Genomic DNA, 18,811 nt, shown 5'->3' on the forward strand with positions numbered 1-18,811 from the left:
CATGTCGAAGCGTCGCTCGCTCCGCCCGGCTACGGCATTCCTGCCGCGCACAGCCGGCCCGCGGCAACGCGACGTATTCGCGCCGCGGCCGCGTTCGGTCCTGGCGACCTGGCGGGAGCGTTGCCTGGTCGGCCAGGCGATGGCACTGGCGCTCTGGAACGCGCCGGCCTTCGCGCAGAACATCATCACGCCGGATGGGCGCACCCAGACCAATGTCTCGGTGAGCGGCGGCACGACGACGATCACGACGCAGACGGTGTCCGGTGGGGCCGGCTATAATTCGTTCTCCCGCTTCGAGCAGGCGGCGGGCACGACCGTCAACATGCACCTGCCCCAGAACACCGGCGCGCTGGTCAACATCGTCAGAGACGGCCCCGTCGTCATCAACGGCATCCTGAACTCGTATCGCAACGGCCAGATCGGCGGCCATGTCTACTTCTCGGATTCGGCCGGCTTCACCGTCGGCCCGAGCGGCGTCATCAACACCGGCCAGCTGACCGTCAACACGCCGACGCGGGCGTTCCTCGACCAGGTGATCGGGCCGAACGGCGTCGTCAATGAGGCGATGGCGGCACGCCTGCGGGCCAACGACGTGCCGATCTCGCCCGATGGCACGATCACCATCGACGGCCGGATCAATGCGCGCCGCGGCGTCAGCCTGAACGGCCATACGGTCAGCGTCGCCGGCCAGATCAACGCCAATACCGCCGCCGTCGATATCAGCGAGCGTCGCCGCCAGCACCGGGCGGCCTTCGCCCAGAGCGTCAACACCGCAGGGCTCCAGCAGGGCGGCGCCATGGTCGCACGCCGCGGCGGCGGCATCGAGATCGTCGCGGCCGGCACGGCCTCGATTTCCGGGACCTTGAATGCGAAGGCGACGGCGCACCGTCCGGCGGGGACGATCGCCGTCCGCTCCGGCAAGGGCACGACGATCGCCGCGACCGCGCGCATCAATGCGACGGGCAGCGCGCCAGGCGCTGCACCCATCTCGGCAACGCCAGGCAGCCCCAACGTCAATACGGCGGATGGCGGCAGCGTCTCGATCCTTTCAGGCGGCGCGATCTCGATCGCGCGCGGCGCCGTGATCGATGTGAGCGGCGCCCAGGCGGTCGCGGCCAAGGGCGGCTCGGCCGTGATCTTCGCCGACACCAATCTCGACGTACAGTCGGGAGCGATCTTCCGCGGCACTGCCGGCATCACCGGCGATGGTGGTTTCCTCGAGCTGAGTGCTAAGAACACAGTCACGCTCGGCGCCGTCGATGTCGACCTGTCGGCACGCAGCGGCAAGGCCGGGCTGCTCTACATCGACCCGACCGACATCGTCATCGGCGCCGGCGGCAGCGCCAACATGATCACCAACGGCACGAACGTGTCGCTGGAAGCCACGAACAGCATCACCATCGCCGGCGACGGCATCATCGACACCCGCAATTTCAATCGCTCCGCCGGAGCGCTCTCGGCGCTCAACCCTTCGCTCGGCAATTCCGGCAGCATCACGCTGACCGCGCCGAGCATCACGGTCCGCGGCACGCTGCTGGCCGGTGTCAGCGCCGGCAGCAGCCACATCGCCGGCGACGTGACGCTCGACGCGACGACCTCGCAAAGGCTGATCGGCGGCCGCGCCAGCGCGAGCTCGACCATCGACATCTACGGCACGATCACCGGTCGCGACGTGCTGCTGAAGGCGGACGCCACGGCAATCGCGTCCTATATCGACCCATCGGCGGGTCCGCTGGTGGCGCTGGCGGCTCAAACCGCTGCAGGCGCGGCGCTTGGCCTGAACGGTGGCTATGTCGGCAGCGAGATCACGAGCCGGGTCCAGGTCGCCAGCGGCGCGACGATCGAAGCGTCGCGCGACGTCAGCCTCACCGCCAAGGGCCGGCAGGAGGCCTCGCTGCCGGCGATCACGGTCAACGGGAACAGCGTGTTCGGCGGGGCGGTCTCGATCGGCGAGATTTCCGGCACAGTGACCGCCGACATCGCCTCGGGCGCCACGATCCGTGTCGGGCGCGACCTCGCGGTCAAGGCCGAGAACGACGTCAAGCTCGGTGTCTCCGCCATCTCCGTCACCGTCGGCGAGACGCTAGCGGCGGCGACCGTCGCCTTCGGCAGCGTCGACGTCAGCACCGCGGCCAAGGTCCATTCAGGCGCGACGATCGTCACCGGCGGCGTCAGCAACGTCAGCATCACCGCGTTCAACACCAATTCCTTCTCGACCTCGGCCAACTCCATCGCGGCGTCGGGCGGCGTGGCGGGCGCCTCGATCGCCTATTCCGACTACAGGGCGCAGGCCGATGCCCTGCTCGGCGCCTCGCTCGGCACGGAGGCGAGCAAGCTCAAGCGTGTCACGGTGTCGGCGGTTTCCGACACGACCAAGAACGCCACCAGCGCCTCGACGACAGTCGGCGACAACCTGATCTTCAACGCCGGCCCGGCCGGCACGACCGTCTCGACACTGCTCAGCCAGCTCCTGGGCAAACTCTCGAGCGGCTCGTCGAGCGTTCCCGTCAAGGCCGGCAGCGCCATCGCCATCGCGGACAGCAGCCTCGTCGCCAGGGCCGCGATCGCTGCCGATCCGGGCGGGGCGGCGCCGACGCTGCATTCCGACGGCAATGTCGTGGTGGCGAGCCGCCAATCCGATTTCGGCGTGCGCCTGATCGCCGACAGCTCGATCAACTCGAACTCGAAGGATCCGACGAGCGCGCAGCCAGAGGCGCAGGTCTCGCTCTCCTTCGCCATCGGCGTCGGCAACTACGCGCACGAGTCGACGGCCTCCATCGGCTCCGGCGTGACCATCAACGCCTACCGGGTCGGCGTCGGCGCCACCAACGAGATGCCGATCTCGAACACCTGGACGAACTGGGCCGGCCCCCTCGAGGTCGTCTCGCACCTCAACGGCAATCTCGGCACCGTCAACAACATCATGACGAGCTATGCCAACGCCAGCTCGCAATCCCAGCAGCTCGGCCTGGCCGGCTCGGTCAGTTACTTTCGGGTCGACAACGAGACCTCAGCCTATGTCGCCAGCGGTGCGACGCTCAACACGACGGCGCTGGCCCCGAGCTGGACGACGCCGCTGGCCGACGGCCATGTCCAAAGCTGGAGCAAGGGCGTCAGCGTCACCGCCGAAACGACGGTGCACAGCATCGACGGCGGCGGCAATTTCGGCCTGACCGGCGGCCTCAACGGCGGCGCCGGCTCCGCGGCGGGCGGTGCCCTCCTGAACATCGGCCGCAGCAGCAGGACGGTCGCCGCCATCGCGGACGGCGTGACCATCACCGCGTCGGGGGTCGACGTGAAGGCCAGGACGACGGACGAGATGTACGTCGTCGTGACCTCCTCAGGCAGGGCGCAGGGCGCCGCGCTGAGCGGCATGGTGGGCCTGGCGAACCTCGACAACCAGACGCTTGCCTCGATCAGCAACCGGGCCCTCGTCACCGCCGACGTCGTGTCGGTCAAGGCGGAGCAGTCCATCTCGGTGCTGTCGGTCAGCGGCGGGATCGTAGCGGCCAGCACGGGTGGCAGCAGTGCCGGCGTGTCCGTCGGCCGGATCGACGCCAGCACGGTGACGCGCGGCTATATCGGGGACAATTCCGGCGATCTCTCCGATGATCGCCTGCGCGGCGCCGGGACCACTGCCGGCCGCATCCAGACGGATTCGTTGGCCGTCCAGGCAGAGACCAATGGCTGGCTGTCGGCGGCCTCTGTCGCGGCGGCGGTCGTCGACGGCACGATGGACTTCGTCACCGACGACCCGTTCTTCACGGTCGTCTCGGCCGCCAGCGCATCGCAGGGCGGCGGCAAGCCGTCCTTCGCCCTGGCCGGCAGCGCCGCGGTCGCATCGACCCAGCTCGGCACCTCGGCCTGGATCGACGGCGCGACGATCACGGCCAAGACGGACGCGGTCACCACCACCGTCGCCGCGCTGAACTCGACCATCCTCGAACTGGGCTCGGGCTCCGCCGCGATCAATCTCACTGGCGGGGGGCAGGGCACGAGCGCGGCCCTGGCCGGAGCGATCGCCTTCGCCAAGCTCGACAACAGCACCGACGCGCGCATCAACCGATCATCCCTCACCAATATCGGCGACACTAGCGTGCAGGCGCTGGCCGGCGGCCGCGCCACCGTCGTCGGGCTGGGCCTCGCCGGCTCGGGCGGCGGGAACGCCGCCGCGGCGATGTCGGTGGCGCTGGGGCTGGTGACGAACAGCGTCTCTGCCTCGATCGCCGATTCCACGCTGATCGCACCGACAAACATCTGGGTGTCGAACCTCGTTACGGTCGACGCGTACCAGACGACCGATATCGGCATCGGCGGCGGCGCGGCCTATGCCGGCGCCAAGAACGGCGTCGGCATCGCGCTGACCTATGCCGAGATCCGGGATCCCGATGGCGAGGACGCGGTCAGCGCCAAGGTGACGCGTTCCACGCTCACCGGCGCCGACCGGCTCCAGGTCAGGGCGACGAATGCCAGCCGCATCATCTCCTCGGCCATCACGGCCGGCCTCGGCGGCAACGGGCTCGGCGGCGCCTTCGTCATCAACCGGGTCACGCCGACGACGAACGCGGCGATCTCGGGCGTCAGCGGCACGCTGGCGACGATCTCGGTCTCCGGCGATGTCGTGGTGCTCGCCGATGGCAGCCGGATCGGCGTCTATGACGATATCATCCGTGGCCGCCAGGCCGTCTCCGCCGCCAACCGATCCGAGGTCGACTTCTCCGGCGCGGCAGCCAATGAAGGCGCTGCCATTGCCGAAGGCGCGGCGGTCCTCGCCATCGTCGGCGCCCTGCAGGGCGGGGACAACAATGTCGGCGTCTCGGTGCTCAGCAACACGATCGCCCAGTCGCATATCGCGGCGATCGACTTCGCCACGGTCACGGCCGGCGGCGACGTCAGCGTCGTCGCCCGGGACGGGGCGACGCTGACGGGCATCGCGGTCGGCCTTGGCATCGCGACCGGCCAATTCGCCGGCGTCGCCTCGGTCGCGCAGCAGACCATCGACAACGTCATCAGAGCCCGCATCAGCGGCGGCGGCATCACGAGCCGCGACGTCGCCGTGCAGGCGCAGGCGGCGTCGGAGATCGAGGGCAGAGCCGGCACGCTCGCCGGCAGCACGGGTGTGGCCGCTGTCGGCCTCTCGATCGTCGACAGCAGCATCGCCAACGATGTCGCCGCGGGAATCGGCGGCACGCAGATTCGTGCCTCGGGCGATGTCGTGCTCGCGGCCGGATCGACCGCGAGGATCGACACGGTCGCTATCGGCCTCGCCATGGCGCGCAATGTCGGGCTCGCCGGCTCGGTCGCCAACAACAACGTCGCCACCGATATCGGCGCGACGATCACCGGCGCCGATATCATCGCCGGCAACAATCTCGGCGTGTTCGCCGCCAATACCGACCGGATCACGGTCTCGGCCGGCGCGCTCGGCGCCACAGCGGCGTCCCCCGGGCTAGCCGGCGGCGTCTCCGTCGTCGACAACACGGTCGGTGGCGACACGGTCGCCCGGATCGAAGGTAGCACCGTCGATGCGCGGGCCGGCGGCACCGGTTCGCTGAGCTATACGGCCGGCCAGCTTCTCACGGCCTTCGACCTCAGCACCGCCAACGGCCCGAGCGCGGCGCAGCCCTCGCTCGCGATGACGGCGCGCAGCATCCACGGTCTCGGCGTCGTCGCGACCTCGCAGCAATCCGTGCTGGCGAATGCGGTCACCGGCGGCATCGCCGCTTTCCCGATCACCGGCGCGGTCGCGATCGTGTCGATCCGCAACGTGCTCGGCGGCAGCACCGGCGCGACGATCGATGCGAGCCAGGTCGATACCCGTCTGACTGGAACGGGCAGCACCGCGATCGCCGTCGAGGCGGCGAGCCATTCCTATGCCGCGACCTTCATCAACGTCGGCGCGATCGGCGGCGTCGCCGCCGCGGGAGCCAACACCAGCAACATCATGCAGCGCAGCACCAGAGCTGCGCTGACGAACTCGACCACCGGCACTACGACACCCGGCTATAGCGGCGGCGGCGTCGGCGCGCTCGATATCGCTGCGAACGCCTCGCAATCGGCGGCGAGTAATGTGACCGGTTTCGCTCTCGGCTTCGGTGGCGCCGCGGCGATGGGCGTCGTCAACACCTTCGCGGCCTCGACGAGCGCCGCGCTTGACCAGGGTCTCGTCACGGCCGGACGGGTCGGCGTCAACGCCGACAGCCGCAATGGTTTCCATGCCCAGACGGTCGCAGTCGGCGCAGGCGGCGTCGGCGTCGGCAGCGCCTTCATTGTCGGCACCAGCAAGAACGCGACGCTGGCAACGATTGGCGGCGGCTCCGGCCAGACCGTGCTCAACCTCAATGGCGGCCTGGCCGTCGCGGCCACGAGCCGCAACGCCTTCACTACGCTCGCGACCGGTGGTGCGGCAGGTGGCTTTGCCGGAGTCGCCGGCATGGTCAGCTTCGTCGATGTCGACAACGAGACGCGGGCGGGGCTCTATGGCGCGCGGGTCACGATCCGGCCGGGTGCAATGCAGACCGTCGGCAGCGTCACCAGTGCGGCTGGCATCAGCGTCACGGCTTTCGAGACGACGAACATCACGCCGAAAACCGCCGCGGGAGCGAATGGCAGCTTCGGCGCCGGCGCAGCCGCCAACATTGCGAGCCTCGACAGCAGCGTCCAGGCCGACATCCAGGGCTCGACCCTGGTTGCGCCGGGCACGGTCTCGGCCTCCGCCACCTCCGAACGCACGGTCAGCGCCGAGACGATCACCTATGGCATCGGCGGCTCGGTCGGTATCGGCGCTTCGGTCGCCCTGATCTCGGTCGGCACCGGGACGCCGTCCGCGGCGCAAGGCGAGATCACTTCGGGCGGGGGCGGCACGCTCTCCCGCATCGGCCAGCTCACCGCCGGCAACAACGATCTTGTCCTGAGCGCTGCCGGGCTCGCCAGCTATCGCAGCTATCGAGGTCCCACTGGTGCAGCCATGAGCGAGAGCGCACTGCGCGACGCCGCTCAGACCGATTACAATGAGCTGCTGGCCAATGGTACGGTTTCCGGCGGCACGCTGACCTTGAGCAATGCCGGGGTCGTCGCGTTGCGCAGCGCCGCGGCGAGCGCGCTCGGCATCCCAGACCCGGACGCAGACCAGGTGCGCGGCTGGGCGGCTGCCCGCTATGCAGCGCTGCAGGGTGGAGCGGTCGGCTATCTGCTCAGCGATGCCGGCGTCAGCGCCTATCGGACACGCGTCACCGCGACGACGCCGGATGCGAGCGACGACCAGATCCGCAGCGCCGCCAACGACGCCTATGCTCGCCTGCTGGCGAACGGCACCGTCAGCAGCGGCGTCCTAACGCTGTCCACGGCCGGCATCGACGCCTATCGGGCCGAAGCAAATGCCGACCTCGGCCGCACGGCGACCGATGCCGAGGTGCGCAACTACGCGGCCCAGCAATACGGCTTCTTCACGGCCAATCGCAGCCGCATCGCTGCGCCGACCGCACAGAGCGCTGCGGCCTTGCTGGAAAGCACCGGCTCGGCCACCAGCGCCAGCGTAAGCGGCGGCAGCATTACCAGCGGCGCCGTCGCCGTCTCGGCCCTGTCGAAGACCACGACCAGCAACATTGCCAGCGGCGTCGGCGCCGGCGGCGCGGCCGGCGTCGGCGCGGCAACCGCCTATACCGATATCGGCGACAAGGTCTCGGCGCGTCTCGACCAGATCAACGTGAGCACCGGCTCGATCGCCGTGACGGCCAGTTCCACCGACGGCACAGGCTCTGCGGCACGCATCGAAGCACGCGCCGGAGCCGGTGGCCTCGCTGCCGCGGCGGGGGCAGCGGTTGCGAAGGGGACGATCGACAACGAGGTCAAGGCCACGCTCGGCGGTGCGCTGACGGTGACCGGAGCGACCAGCGTCAATGCAAGCAACAGCCAGACCGGCCGCTCGGACGCCTTCGGCGCCACGGTGGCCGGTGGCCTCGCGCTCGGCATCTCGCTCGCATCGAGCGAGGCGAAGAGCGACGTGGAGGCGAGGTATGCCGGCGGTTCGAACCTCACCGGAACCGGCCTCACGATCGGCGCGCAGAGCACGGGCGCCGCCCATGCCGCCGCCGTCGCCGGTGCCGGCGGCCTGCTCGCGGCCGGTTCGGGCGCCGAGGCCAAGGCGAGCGACACCACCAAGGTTACAGCTTCTATCGGCGCGGGAGCGCGGGCCAATGTCGGCACGGGCACGATCAGCGTCTCGGCGACCGCATCGCCGGATGCGAAGGCCGCAGCCTTCGGTGTCGCGGTTGCCGGAGGCCTCGCCGTCGGCGCCGCCATCGCCGAAGCCACGGTCGGTGCGATCGTGACGTCCGAGATCGAGCGCAATGCCAGCCTGATCGCGAACCAGTTCACCGCCGGCCTGCTCTCGGTCACCGCAGCCGGCTCGGTGTTCGGCACGGCCGCGGGCGATGCCGTCAGGCTGTCGGATGCGACCTCCGGCTTCGCGCGCGGCGGCTATTCCGCTGCCGCCTCGGCCGTCGCCGGCTCGGGCGCCTACTATGTCAGCGCCGTCGGCACCGACGCAAAGGCGCGCAACACCACCTCCGTGACGGCCTCGGTCGGCGACTATATCGGTCTGTCCTCCGGCTCCGTGACCATCAGCGCGACGAACACCACCCTCCAGGCCGCCAAGGCGACCGGCATCACCGTCGCAGGAACGGCGGCGATCGGCAGGATCAATGCCCAGGCCGATGCCGTGACCGCGACGACGGCCTCGCTCGGCGCCTCCTCCACCATGGGCGGGAGTGGCACCGGCCGCTTCATCCTGACGGCGACCGGTGAAGACACGCAGATCGCGCGGGCCGAGGCCGGCAGCGGCGGCCTCTATGCCGGCTCCGGCGCGGAGGGTTCGACCTCCAACACCTCGGATGTGACCGCCGCGCTCGGCGCCAATGCGGTGATCGTGACCGGACTCGCGACGATCGGCGCCAGCCATTCGACACGCTATGCCGCACTGGTCGACAGCCTGCAGGCTGCAGCCCTGGGCGCCAGCGCGGCGCTCGCCAAGAACAATGCCAATGTCGACGTGCTGACCGAGCTCGGCGCCGGTGCCCGGATCACTGCCGCCGGCCCGGGCACGAATGGCTGCTATCTGACGAGCTGCCTGCAGGCGATCTCACTGACAAGCCGCAACACCTTCACTCAACTCGAACTCGGCGATTCCGTGCGCGCCGCCGCCGGCGGCGGCATCAACGGTGCCGGCGCCACCTCCCGGACCGGGCTCGACGGCACCTCCAAGGTGGAGCTCAAAGACGGCGTCGTCCTGATCGGCGGCACGAGCCCGACCGCTGCCCCCGGCTCGATCCTGGCCCAGGCCTGGAGCGAGCTTTTCGGCGACGACACCGCCACCCTGACCACCGGCGGCCTGCTGCAGGGCGCGGGGGTGTCGACGCGCTATCGCGCCGGCTCCGCCCAAAATCCGCTCACGAACACCGTGAGGCTCGGCAACAACGTCGTCCTCACCTCCTTCGGCGCCATCAACCTCGGCACCTATACGCTCGCCGACGTCACGGCGAACGCCTATGTCAGCACGTACGGCCTGGCGGGCGTCGGGCTCGCCGATGCCGACGTCACCATCCGCACCGACAACAAGGTGCTGATCGGTGCGAATTCCGAGCTGCTCGGCCTCTACGACGTCAACGTCACCGCTGGCCGCGACGGCGCGGACGCACGCAGGACCACGCTCTCGGGCACGGCGAATGCGCTCGGCTATGTCCGCGGCCTCATCGCCGTCCCCGACGCCGACGCCTCGACCGACCTGCAGCACCATGCGCGCGTCGAGGTCGGCAGCGGCACCAGAATCTCCAGTGCCCAGAATGTTACGCTCGGCGCCTATGAAGGCGTGCTCGATGCCGAGGCCGACGGCACCGGCCACGGCTACCAGCTCTATTTCATCCCGGTCACCACCGGTTCGAGCAGCCCGGGCCGGTCGTCGAGCTCCACACTTGTGATGAACGGCACGGCGACGGCCGGCATCTACAACACGCAGCGCATCGAGATCGGCTGCGGCGCCAACGCCTCGGTCCAGTGCGGCCCGAACGAGGCTCCGACGATCCGCTTCGTCAGTGGCGCGCCGGTGACCGCCAGCCTCACTTCGACCTTCGATCCCGTCGCCTACATCAATGCACGCTATGAAGCCGCAGTCGCCAGCACCCTGATCTCCGGCGTCAATGCGGGCCCGGTCAAGGCGATCAGGCTCAGCCAGCTCTATGCGGCGGGCGGCAACGTCTTCGTCAGTGCCGGCACGGTTCAGGGCAACGGCTCGCTCGTCGCCAGGGGCGGCCCGTCGATCACGGTGATCAACCGCAGCAACGCCTATCTCGTGCTCGACGGCGGCGCCTATATCCCGCAGTCGAGCGGGGGGCAGATCATCGGCTCCACCGGGACATTGGCGCGCAGCTCGAACCCCGACGCGACGCCCTCCATCATCATCGACAATGCCTATAGCCGCCCGCTCGACCCGGGCGACAAGGGGCCGGCGCTGCTGATCGGCGGCGACATCACCAATCTCAGCGGCCTGGTCTCGATCAACAATACGCTGGGCTCGTTCGGCTTCTCCGGCCAGCGCATCGACTCGCTGCAGTTCAACATCACCGTGCCGAACGGTGTAGTCGCGGTGTCCTCGAACGGGCCGAACGGCATGTACAATGCCGGCGGCTCGCCGCAGGGGGAATACAATCACGCGATCTACTATCCCGGCGGTGCGCCGGGGTCGGGCTCGTTCGACGTCAACCAGGCGGTCATCGCCGCAGCCAACGCGCTCGCGACAGCAGCCGGCTACGGCAACAACATCAACTACTTCCTCTATGGCCGGCAGGACGAGGGTGCGACTCGCAACTGGTCGCTGCAGTTCTTCGGAAACTGCGCCGGCTACATCGCCAATTCCGGCGCCAACTGCACCGGCGACTACAATATGGGCCGGGGCATCAATTTCTACGCGCTGCCGACGATCCCGACCTATCGCGAGAGCAATCCGACCGTGGCGGGCAGCGCCCCCAAGATCTTCGGTGCCCAGGTTGCGATCAAGGCGACGACGATCAACATCAACGCTTCGATCGAGGCAGGGCGGATCACCAACTGGTCGGGAACGGTCGATGCCGGCATGGCGGCCAGCCTGCGGAGCCAGCGCCAACATTACATTGATCGCGGCTATGTCGAAGTCAGCCTCAAGGAGGCCCTGGGCGGCAGCTGGGCGAATGCGGGCGCGGCGCCGGTATACTACGATATCGTCAACGATCGGCTGGTCCTTTGGGACGTCAATGCCTCCTCGGGCGGTGGCTCGGTGCTGCTCGACGGCCAGATCATCAGCACCAACACGCTCGGCTCCATCAAGATCAATGGCGGCTTCGGCGATGTCAGCCTGAACAACACGTCCGGGCTCGACCTCGTCGTCAACCGCGTCAATACCGGCACCGGCGTCGGGGTCGCCGCGAGCGTCAGCAAGATCACCATCATCGACCGGCTCATCACCTCCGGGCCGAACACGACGGTCTATGCCTACACGCCGGGCTCCGGCATCGCGAAATACATCACGCATAATGGCGCGCAGCCGATCCTCACCGGCGCTGGCGCCTCGGTGCCTGTCGAGTTCATCTCCGGCGATCTGACGCGGCACGAAACCGTTGCCGGCACCCGTTACGAGTGGACACAGCAGGCCCTGCTCCAGAAGGTCGGCCTGACCGAGGAGAACCGCAACCAGGCGAACATACCGGGCGTCTACTGGCGCTTCGACTCCGGCACCTCGAGCAATCCCTGGGTCTATGTCGACGCGCAGTCGCCCAGCACCGATCCAGGCGAGGATCCGAGATTCTGGTGGTCCCGAGATGCGCAGGCGCCGAGCGCCGAGCTGGTGTCGGGCCGGGTGGTGACGGGCAAAACGGGCCTCAGCCATGTCGGGATGACGCAGGAGATCACCGGCGGCCATCTCGACTTCATCCACAACCAGGCGAGCTACGGCGGCTGCAACGGCCAGGCGATCAACCATTGCGACTACGACTTCGTCGCTAAGGCGGGCGAAACACAGGCAAAATGGGACTATAATTACGCGACCAGGGCCTTCGTCCAGATCACCACCTCGGTGAAGGCCGATAACCCGTTCAACATCAGCTTCGCCGGCAACGCGGCCGGGCGCATCAACATCACCTCGAACAGCTCCGTCCTGCAGAACGGCACCATCGTCAATCCGAGCGGCACGACGACGATCATCGCCTCGGGCGGCAGCTTCACCCAGACGAACAACGCCACGATCCTTAGCAGCAACCTGAACCTGAGCGCGCGTGACTCGATCGGCACGCAAACGACGGCGATCAAGGCGACGCTGACCGCGGGCGCGCAGCTCAATGCGACGGCCGGTAGCGGCGGCATCAATCTCGACATTACCGGCAGCGCCCAGGTGGTCGCGCTGCGCGCCGACCAGAATCCCGCCGCCTATGGCGACATCAAAGTGCAGGCCACGGGCAGCCTCGAGGCCGCAGCCACCGGCGGGCCGCACGTCGTCGGCCGCAACATCACGCTGGTGAGCGAGGAAGGGAGCATCGGCTCGACCTCGAACCTCATGCGGATGCGCGCGGTCGCGACGCAGCTTCCGAACGGCAGCCATGTCGATGGCATCGTGAACGTCAGAGCCCGTGGCGATATCGGCGTCGCACAGACCGTCGGCGACCTGCGCGTCGGTCAGATCGCGAGCGCCGCCGGCAATGTCCGCATCGACGTCAGCGCCGGCCGGCTCGTCTCGGCTTCGGGGCAGACGGCGGCGCAGGCGCTGAGCGCCGAGCAGCTGTCGCAGGTCTCGCGCGCCCTGAAGCTCACGGCGGCCGACGGCGCGGGGGCGGCTGCTCAAGCCAGCGTCGCGGCCTTCGAGAAGCAGGTGACGCAGAGCTACGGGCTCTACACCGCGCTGATGCGCAACGGCGAGATGAAGCCGCGCACCGTCAACGGTGTCAGCCGGCTCGTCTTCACGCTGAACGAGGACGCGATCGCGCTCTATCAGGCCTTCGCCGACGCGGCCGTGGGCGGCACCGCGACCGAGCAGCAGGTCATGAACTATGCGGAGAGCCGCTACGCTGCCTATGCAGGCGTCTTCGAGAAGGCCTATGGCGGCGGCTGGGCGAGCCAGGCGCGCTTCAACCCGGCCACGGCGGAAAGTAATTTCAGCTTCAGCGTGACCGCCTCCGACGCAGCCCCGAACCTCGAAAACCGGATCTCCGGCGACGCGGTCTGGACCGAGCGCCAGCTGGTCTCGGCAATCAACAAATCGGCACTCGAGCCTGCGTCCGGCGTCGTCGGCAACGGCACGGCGCTGGTCATCGGCCGCGACATCACGTTGAACACCGCCGGCAGCATCGGCTCGCTCGCTCCGGACGTTCAGGTCGCGCTGTCGGACATCCGCAACGGCACGATCTCGAACGCCCAGCTCGCCGCGCTCGCAGTCGCGACCACGGCGGGCAGCGTCAAGATCATCGGCCAGCGACAGGATGGCAGCCTTGTCGAGGTCACGGATCTCAACAATGTCCCTGCCGGGGTCACGCTGAGCCGCGTCGACGTCAAGCAGACAGCTCCGCTCTTCATCAATGCGAGCGGCACCTTCTCGGGCTCGGCCCAGGGCGATGTCTATGTCCAGGCGACCGGGACGCCGCAGGCGGCCGGCGGCACGCTGACCATCGGCCGGATCACCGCGACGGGCACGGTGAGCCTGCAGGCACCGCAGGCGATCGCCGTGGCGACCAATGCCGGCGGCTCCGCGCCGAGCCATGCGGTCCAGATCCAGACCAATGGCGACCTCGTTCTGGTCGCCGGCGGCGGCGGCATCGGCTCGGCCGCAACGCCGTTGAACTACCAGATCGGCGGCAGGCTGGTCTCCGCCTCGGCGGCCGCGGGCGACATCCATCTCGTTGCCAAGGGCGGTGATGCGCAGATCGGCCGCATCTTCGCTTCGGGCACGGCTTCGCTGACGGCAAGCGCCGGCAGCATCCGGGGCTATCTGCCGGGTGTCGCGATCTCTGCCAGCTCCATCCTGCTGAACGCGACCGGCAATGTCGGCTCCGCGAGCGCCGGGTTGGGCCTCCAGGTCGGCGCCACCGGTGATGTCTCGGGACAGATCGGTGGCTCCGCCTGGCTCTCCGCCCCCGCGATCGGCGGGCAGCCCGCGACGCCGTTGCGGATCGGGGAATTCAGCGCCGCCGACGGCGTCAATGCGATGGCGGATGACGAAATCCGCATCCTGCGCAGCCTGCGCTCCAGCAATGGCGCCGTCTCTGTTTCCGGCGGCAAGATCGTCATGGCGAGCGGCGCTGATATCGCCGCGGGCGGACGGATCAGCCTTGCCTCGGCGAGCGATGTCCAGCTCGGCAAGGTGACGAGTTCCTGGAACACTCCCGCCGGCAGCGCCTCGATCCTGATTGCCGCTGCAGGCGCCATTCTCGGCAATGGCGACGCCGGCATGCTGCTCAGCGCGACCGGAACCGGCGGCATGATCGATCTGCGGGCAGGAACGGGGATCGGCAGCGAGGCCGCGGCCTTGACCTTCGCCTCCCCCCACCTTGCGGCAAGCAGCCTCGCAGGCGACATCCACCTCGCCGCGGCGGGCGCTACGCATGTCATGAGCCTCCTCGCCAGCACCGGCGCGGCGAGTCTCGTTGCGAGCGGCAATCTGACGGTCGATGCGGCCACGACCGGGAGCGGCGCCAGCATCGCCAGCACGGCAGGCACGCTCGACATCACCAGCCTGCGGGCGGGCGCGACTTCGACCCTCTCGGCCGGGGGCACGGTGACGCTCGGTGACGCGAGCGTCACGGCCGGCCATCTTGCGGTCTCCTCGACCGGCGCAGGCCTGTCCCTAGCCGGGCTGAACGTCACCGGCGACCTCACTCTGGCTGCCGCGACCTCAATCACCGCGACCGGAGCACTGCTGGCCGGCGGCGCAATGGAGATCAGCGCGCAGAACGGCCCGCTGTCTCTGGCGAGCCTCGCAGCAGGCGGAGCAGCCACGCTCGACGCGACGGGAGCTATCGACTTCAGCAGCGCAACGACCACGACCGGCGCCTTCTCGGCACGCTCGCACGGTGCGGGCATCACGGCCGGCTCGATCGCAGCGGCGACAGTGGCCTCTCTGAACGCGGCCGGCCCGATCTCGATCACCACCAGCCTGACCGCAGGTGGGGCGGCGAACGTCACCAGCACCGCCGGCGCGCTCGACATCGCCAGCCTGACGGCCGGCGCGGGCTCGACGCTCTTGGCCTCGGGCGCAGTCACGCTCGGCGAAGCCAGGACGACGGCGGGGGACCTCGCGGTCACCTCGACCGGCGCGGGCCTGTCCCTTGCCGGCCTCGACAGCGCCGGCAAGCTGACCCTGAACGCCGCGACCTCGATCGCGGCGACGGGGGCGCTGCTGGCCGGCGGCGCGCTCGACGCCACCGCGCAGAACGGCACACTGACCCTGGCAGGCCTGTCGTCAGGTGGCGCGGCCACGCTCGACGCGACGGGCGCGATCGGTTTCACCAGTGCGACGACCACGGCCGGCGCCTTCTCGGCCCTGTCGCGCGGCGCCGGCATCACGGCGAGCGCGATCACTGCCGCGAGCGGGGCGACGCTGGCCGGCGCGGGACCGATCTCGGTCACCACCGCCCTGACGGCCGCTGAGGCGGCGAACGTCACCACGACCGCCGGCACGCTCGGCATCGCCAGCCTGACGGCCGGTGCCAGTTCGACGCTCTCGGCCTCGGGCGCGGTGACACTCGGCGATGCCAGGACGACAACGGGCGATCTCGCGATCACCTCGACCGGCGCTGGCCTGTCGCTCGCCGGGATGGACGTCGCCGGCGGCCTTACCCTGACCGCTGCGACTTCGATCACGGCCACCGGCTCGCTATTGGCCGGCCGGGCGCTCGACGCCGGCGCACAGAACGGCGCGCTGACGCTTGCGAGCCTCTCGGCGGCCGGTCCCATCACCCTCGACGCGACAGGGGCACTCGGCTTCACCAGTGCGACGACCACGGCCGGCGCCTTCTCTGCCCTGTCGCGCGGCGCTGGTATCATGGCCGGCACGATCACTGCGGCAAACGGCGCGACCCTGACCGCCGCGGGGCCGATCTCGATCACCACCAGCCTGATCGCGGGCGCGGCGGCGAACGTCACCACGACCGCCGGCACGCTCGGCATCGCCAGCCTGACGGCCAGCGCCAGTTCGACACTCTCGGCCACAGGCGCGGTGACACTCGGCGATGCCAGGACGACGGCGGGCGATCTAGCGGTCACGTCGACCGGAGCTGGCTTGTCGCTGGCCGGGCTCGACAGCGCCGGCAAGCTGACGCTGACCGCCGCGACCTCGATCGCGGCGACGGGCGCGCTGCTGGCCGGCGGCGCGCTCGACGCCACCGCGCAGAACGGCACGCTGACCCTGGCAAGCCTGTCATCGGGCGGCGCGGCCACGCTCGACGCGACGGGCCCGATCAGCCTGACCAGTGCGACGACCAGGGCCGGCGCCTTCTCGGCCCTGTCGCGTGGCGCTGGGATCACGGCGGGCACTATCACTGCCGCGAACGAAGCGACGCTGACCGCCGCGGGACCAATTTCGCTCGCCGCCGCCCTCATTGCAGGCGCGGCGGCGAACGTCACCACGACCGCCGGCACGCTCGACATCGCCAGCCTGAGGGCCGGCGCCAGTTCGACGCTCTCGGCCTCGGGCGCAGTGACACTCGGTGATGCAACGATCACGGCGGGCGATCTTGCGGTGACCTCGACTGGCGCGGATCTGTCCCTCGCCGGGCTGGACGTCGCCGGCAAACTGACACTGAGCGCAGCAACCTCGATTGCGTCGACGGGCGCGCTGCTGGCCGGTGACGCGATGGAGATCACCGCTCAGACCGGTGCGCTGACCTTAGCGCGCCTGTCATCGGGCGCCGCCGCCAAGCTCGACGCGACCGGCCCGATCGGCTTCGGCAGTGCAACGACCACGGCCGGCGCCTTCTCGGCCCTGTCGCGCGGCGCCGGCATCACGGCCGGCACGATCACTGCCGCAAACGGGGCGACGCTGACTGCCGCGGGACCGATCTCGATCACCACCAGCCTGATCGCAGGCGAAGCGGCGAACGTCATTTCGACCGCCGGCAAACTCGACATCGCCAGCCTGCGAGCGGGGGCGAGTTCGGCGCTCTCTGCCTCGGGCACAGTCACGCTCGGCGATGTCACCACGCTCGCGGGCGAGCTCTCTGTCACCTCGGCCGGAGCGGGCATCAGGGCAAAGAAGCTCTCTACGGCGGAGCGCCTGTCTGTCGCAGCAGCAGACTCTATCCATGTCGAAGCGTTCGAGGCCGGCAGCGAAGCCGTTCTCGAGGCCGGCAGCCGAGTGCAGCTGACGCGCGGTGCTGTCCGCGACGGCGGAGTGTCGATCATGGCGGCTGCCATCGAGGCAGGCGGGCTGCAATCGGGGACGACGCTCGGGCTTCTGGCCTCCGGCTCGGTTGTTGTTGGCCGGGCGGAGGCCGGCACAGCTCTTTCCATCCGCTCCTCGACGGCAACGATATACGGATCCGACCTGAAGGCCGGACAGAGCGTCTCGATCGATGCGGCGCACGCTTTGATGCTCGGCAACGTCGTGGCGGGACAAGGCGGCATCTCGGCGACCTCTCGAAGCGCCGGGATCACGGCCAAAGATCTGCGCACCACCGGTAATGCCATGCTTTCGGGATTTGGCTCCGTTTCGGCCGATAGCCTGTCCGCGCAGGATGCCAAGGCGACAGCCGCGACCGGTTCGCTGGCGATCGCGGCACTGGATGCGACGGGATCGGTCATGCTGCGTTCGGGATCCACCCTTTCCGTCGATCGCCTGGCGAGTGCGGCGTCGACGGATATCGAGGCGCGGGATCGTCTGACGATCGGAACGCTCCTGGCCGGCGGAGACATCCGCCTGACGTCGGCAGAGGCAGGTGTCGCCGTCTCGACTGCGCGTGCGGGAGCGTCCATGCGGGTCACGGCGGAGCGCAGCATCGAGGGGGGCACGGTTACGGCCCAGGATGCTCTGGTGCTCCTGGCCGGGCGCAGCGGCCAGGGCTCGCTCAGGCTCGCTCACGGCGCGGCGCGTCAGCTTGTCGGCACAGCGCCGGACGAGGTCCAACTCGCGCGCTTCACTGCCGGCGACAGCATCGTGATCATGGGAACGCGGATCGCTGCCGATATCGTTCAGGGCACCGGCAGCGGACTTCCGCTCGCGCTCGATATCAGCGGCTTCCGCAGCCGCAGCGCGGAGCGCGTCGATCTGGCGGTCGAAGCCGGGAGCTTCCGGGCCAGCCGCCTGGCCGCGATCGATGCGCGTCTGACTACGACGGCTGGCCAGTTGCGCATCGCCGAGGCATTCATCCCGGGCTCCCTGACGCTGACGACACCGTCCATGACGGTTCTCGCCAATAATCGCAGCCTGGCGCCAGACCCGGCCTATGACGTGCAGCTCCATTCAATGGGTCGCCCGTTCTATCTCGACCTTGACCGCACCAGGCTGACGACGAACGCTCATATCGTCCGCTTCGACTCCGACATCGTTGAGATTCCTCCGACAGCCGGAGGGTCGCTGACCCGTGACATGGCTCGGTTGGGGGCTTGGCTCACCGCGGGTGCGACTGCCGAAGACGTCGCCGGCGGCTTCCGTTACGCGCCGAACGGGCACTGGTGGAGCGCGTGGGGCGCCGGGAGCTGGAACAGTGGCCCGTTCGGGCGCCCGCGCGGCTTCGTCTTCGCGGCCGAGCCGGGCAGGCTCCCTGTCAACCTGGACGAGACAGAGGACCGGCCTTGAAGACAG

1 protein-coding gene is annotated in these 18,811 nt (G+C 69.3%); it reads left to right on the plus strand.

From position 1 onward, the window contains the following. The first annotated feature begins 1 nt into the window (after position 1). Entirely contained in the window at positions 2 to 18,805 is an 18,804-nt protein-coding gene (locus tag DK26_RS24750; protein ID WP_066478496.1) for a leukotoxin LktA family filamentous adhesin, read from the plus strand. The last annotated feature ends 6 nt before the right edge of the window (positions 18,806 to 18,811 follow it).

It is taken from the genome of Allobosea sp. WAO (genome assembly GCF_001509835.1).
GTDB lineage: Bacteria > Pseudomonadota > Alphaproteobacteria > Rhizobiales > Beijerinckiaceae > Allobosea.

Coding starts and splice junctions, on each gene's coding strand:
- DK26_RS24750 (WP_066478496.1), top strand. CDS start 2: ATGTCGAAGCGTCGCTCGCTCCGCCCGGCTACGGCATTCCTGCCGCGC.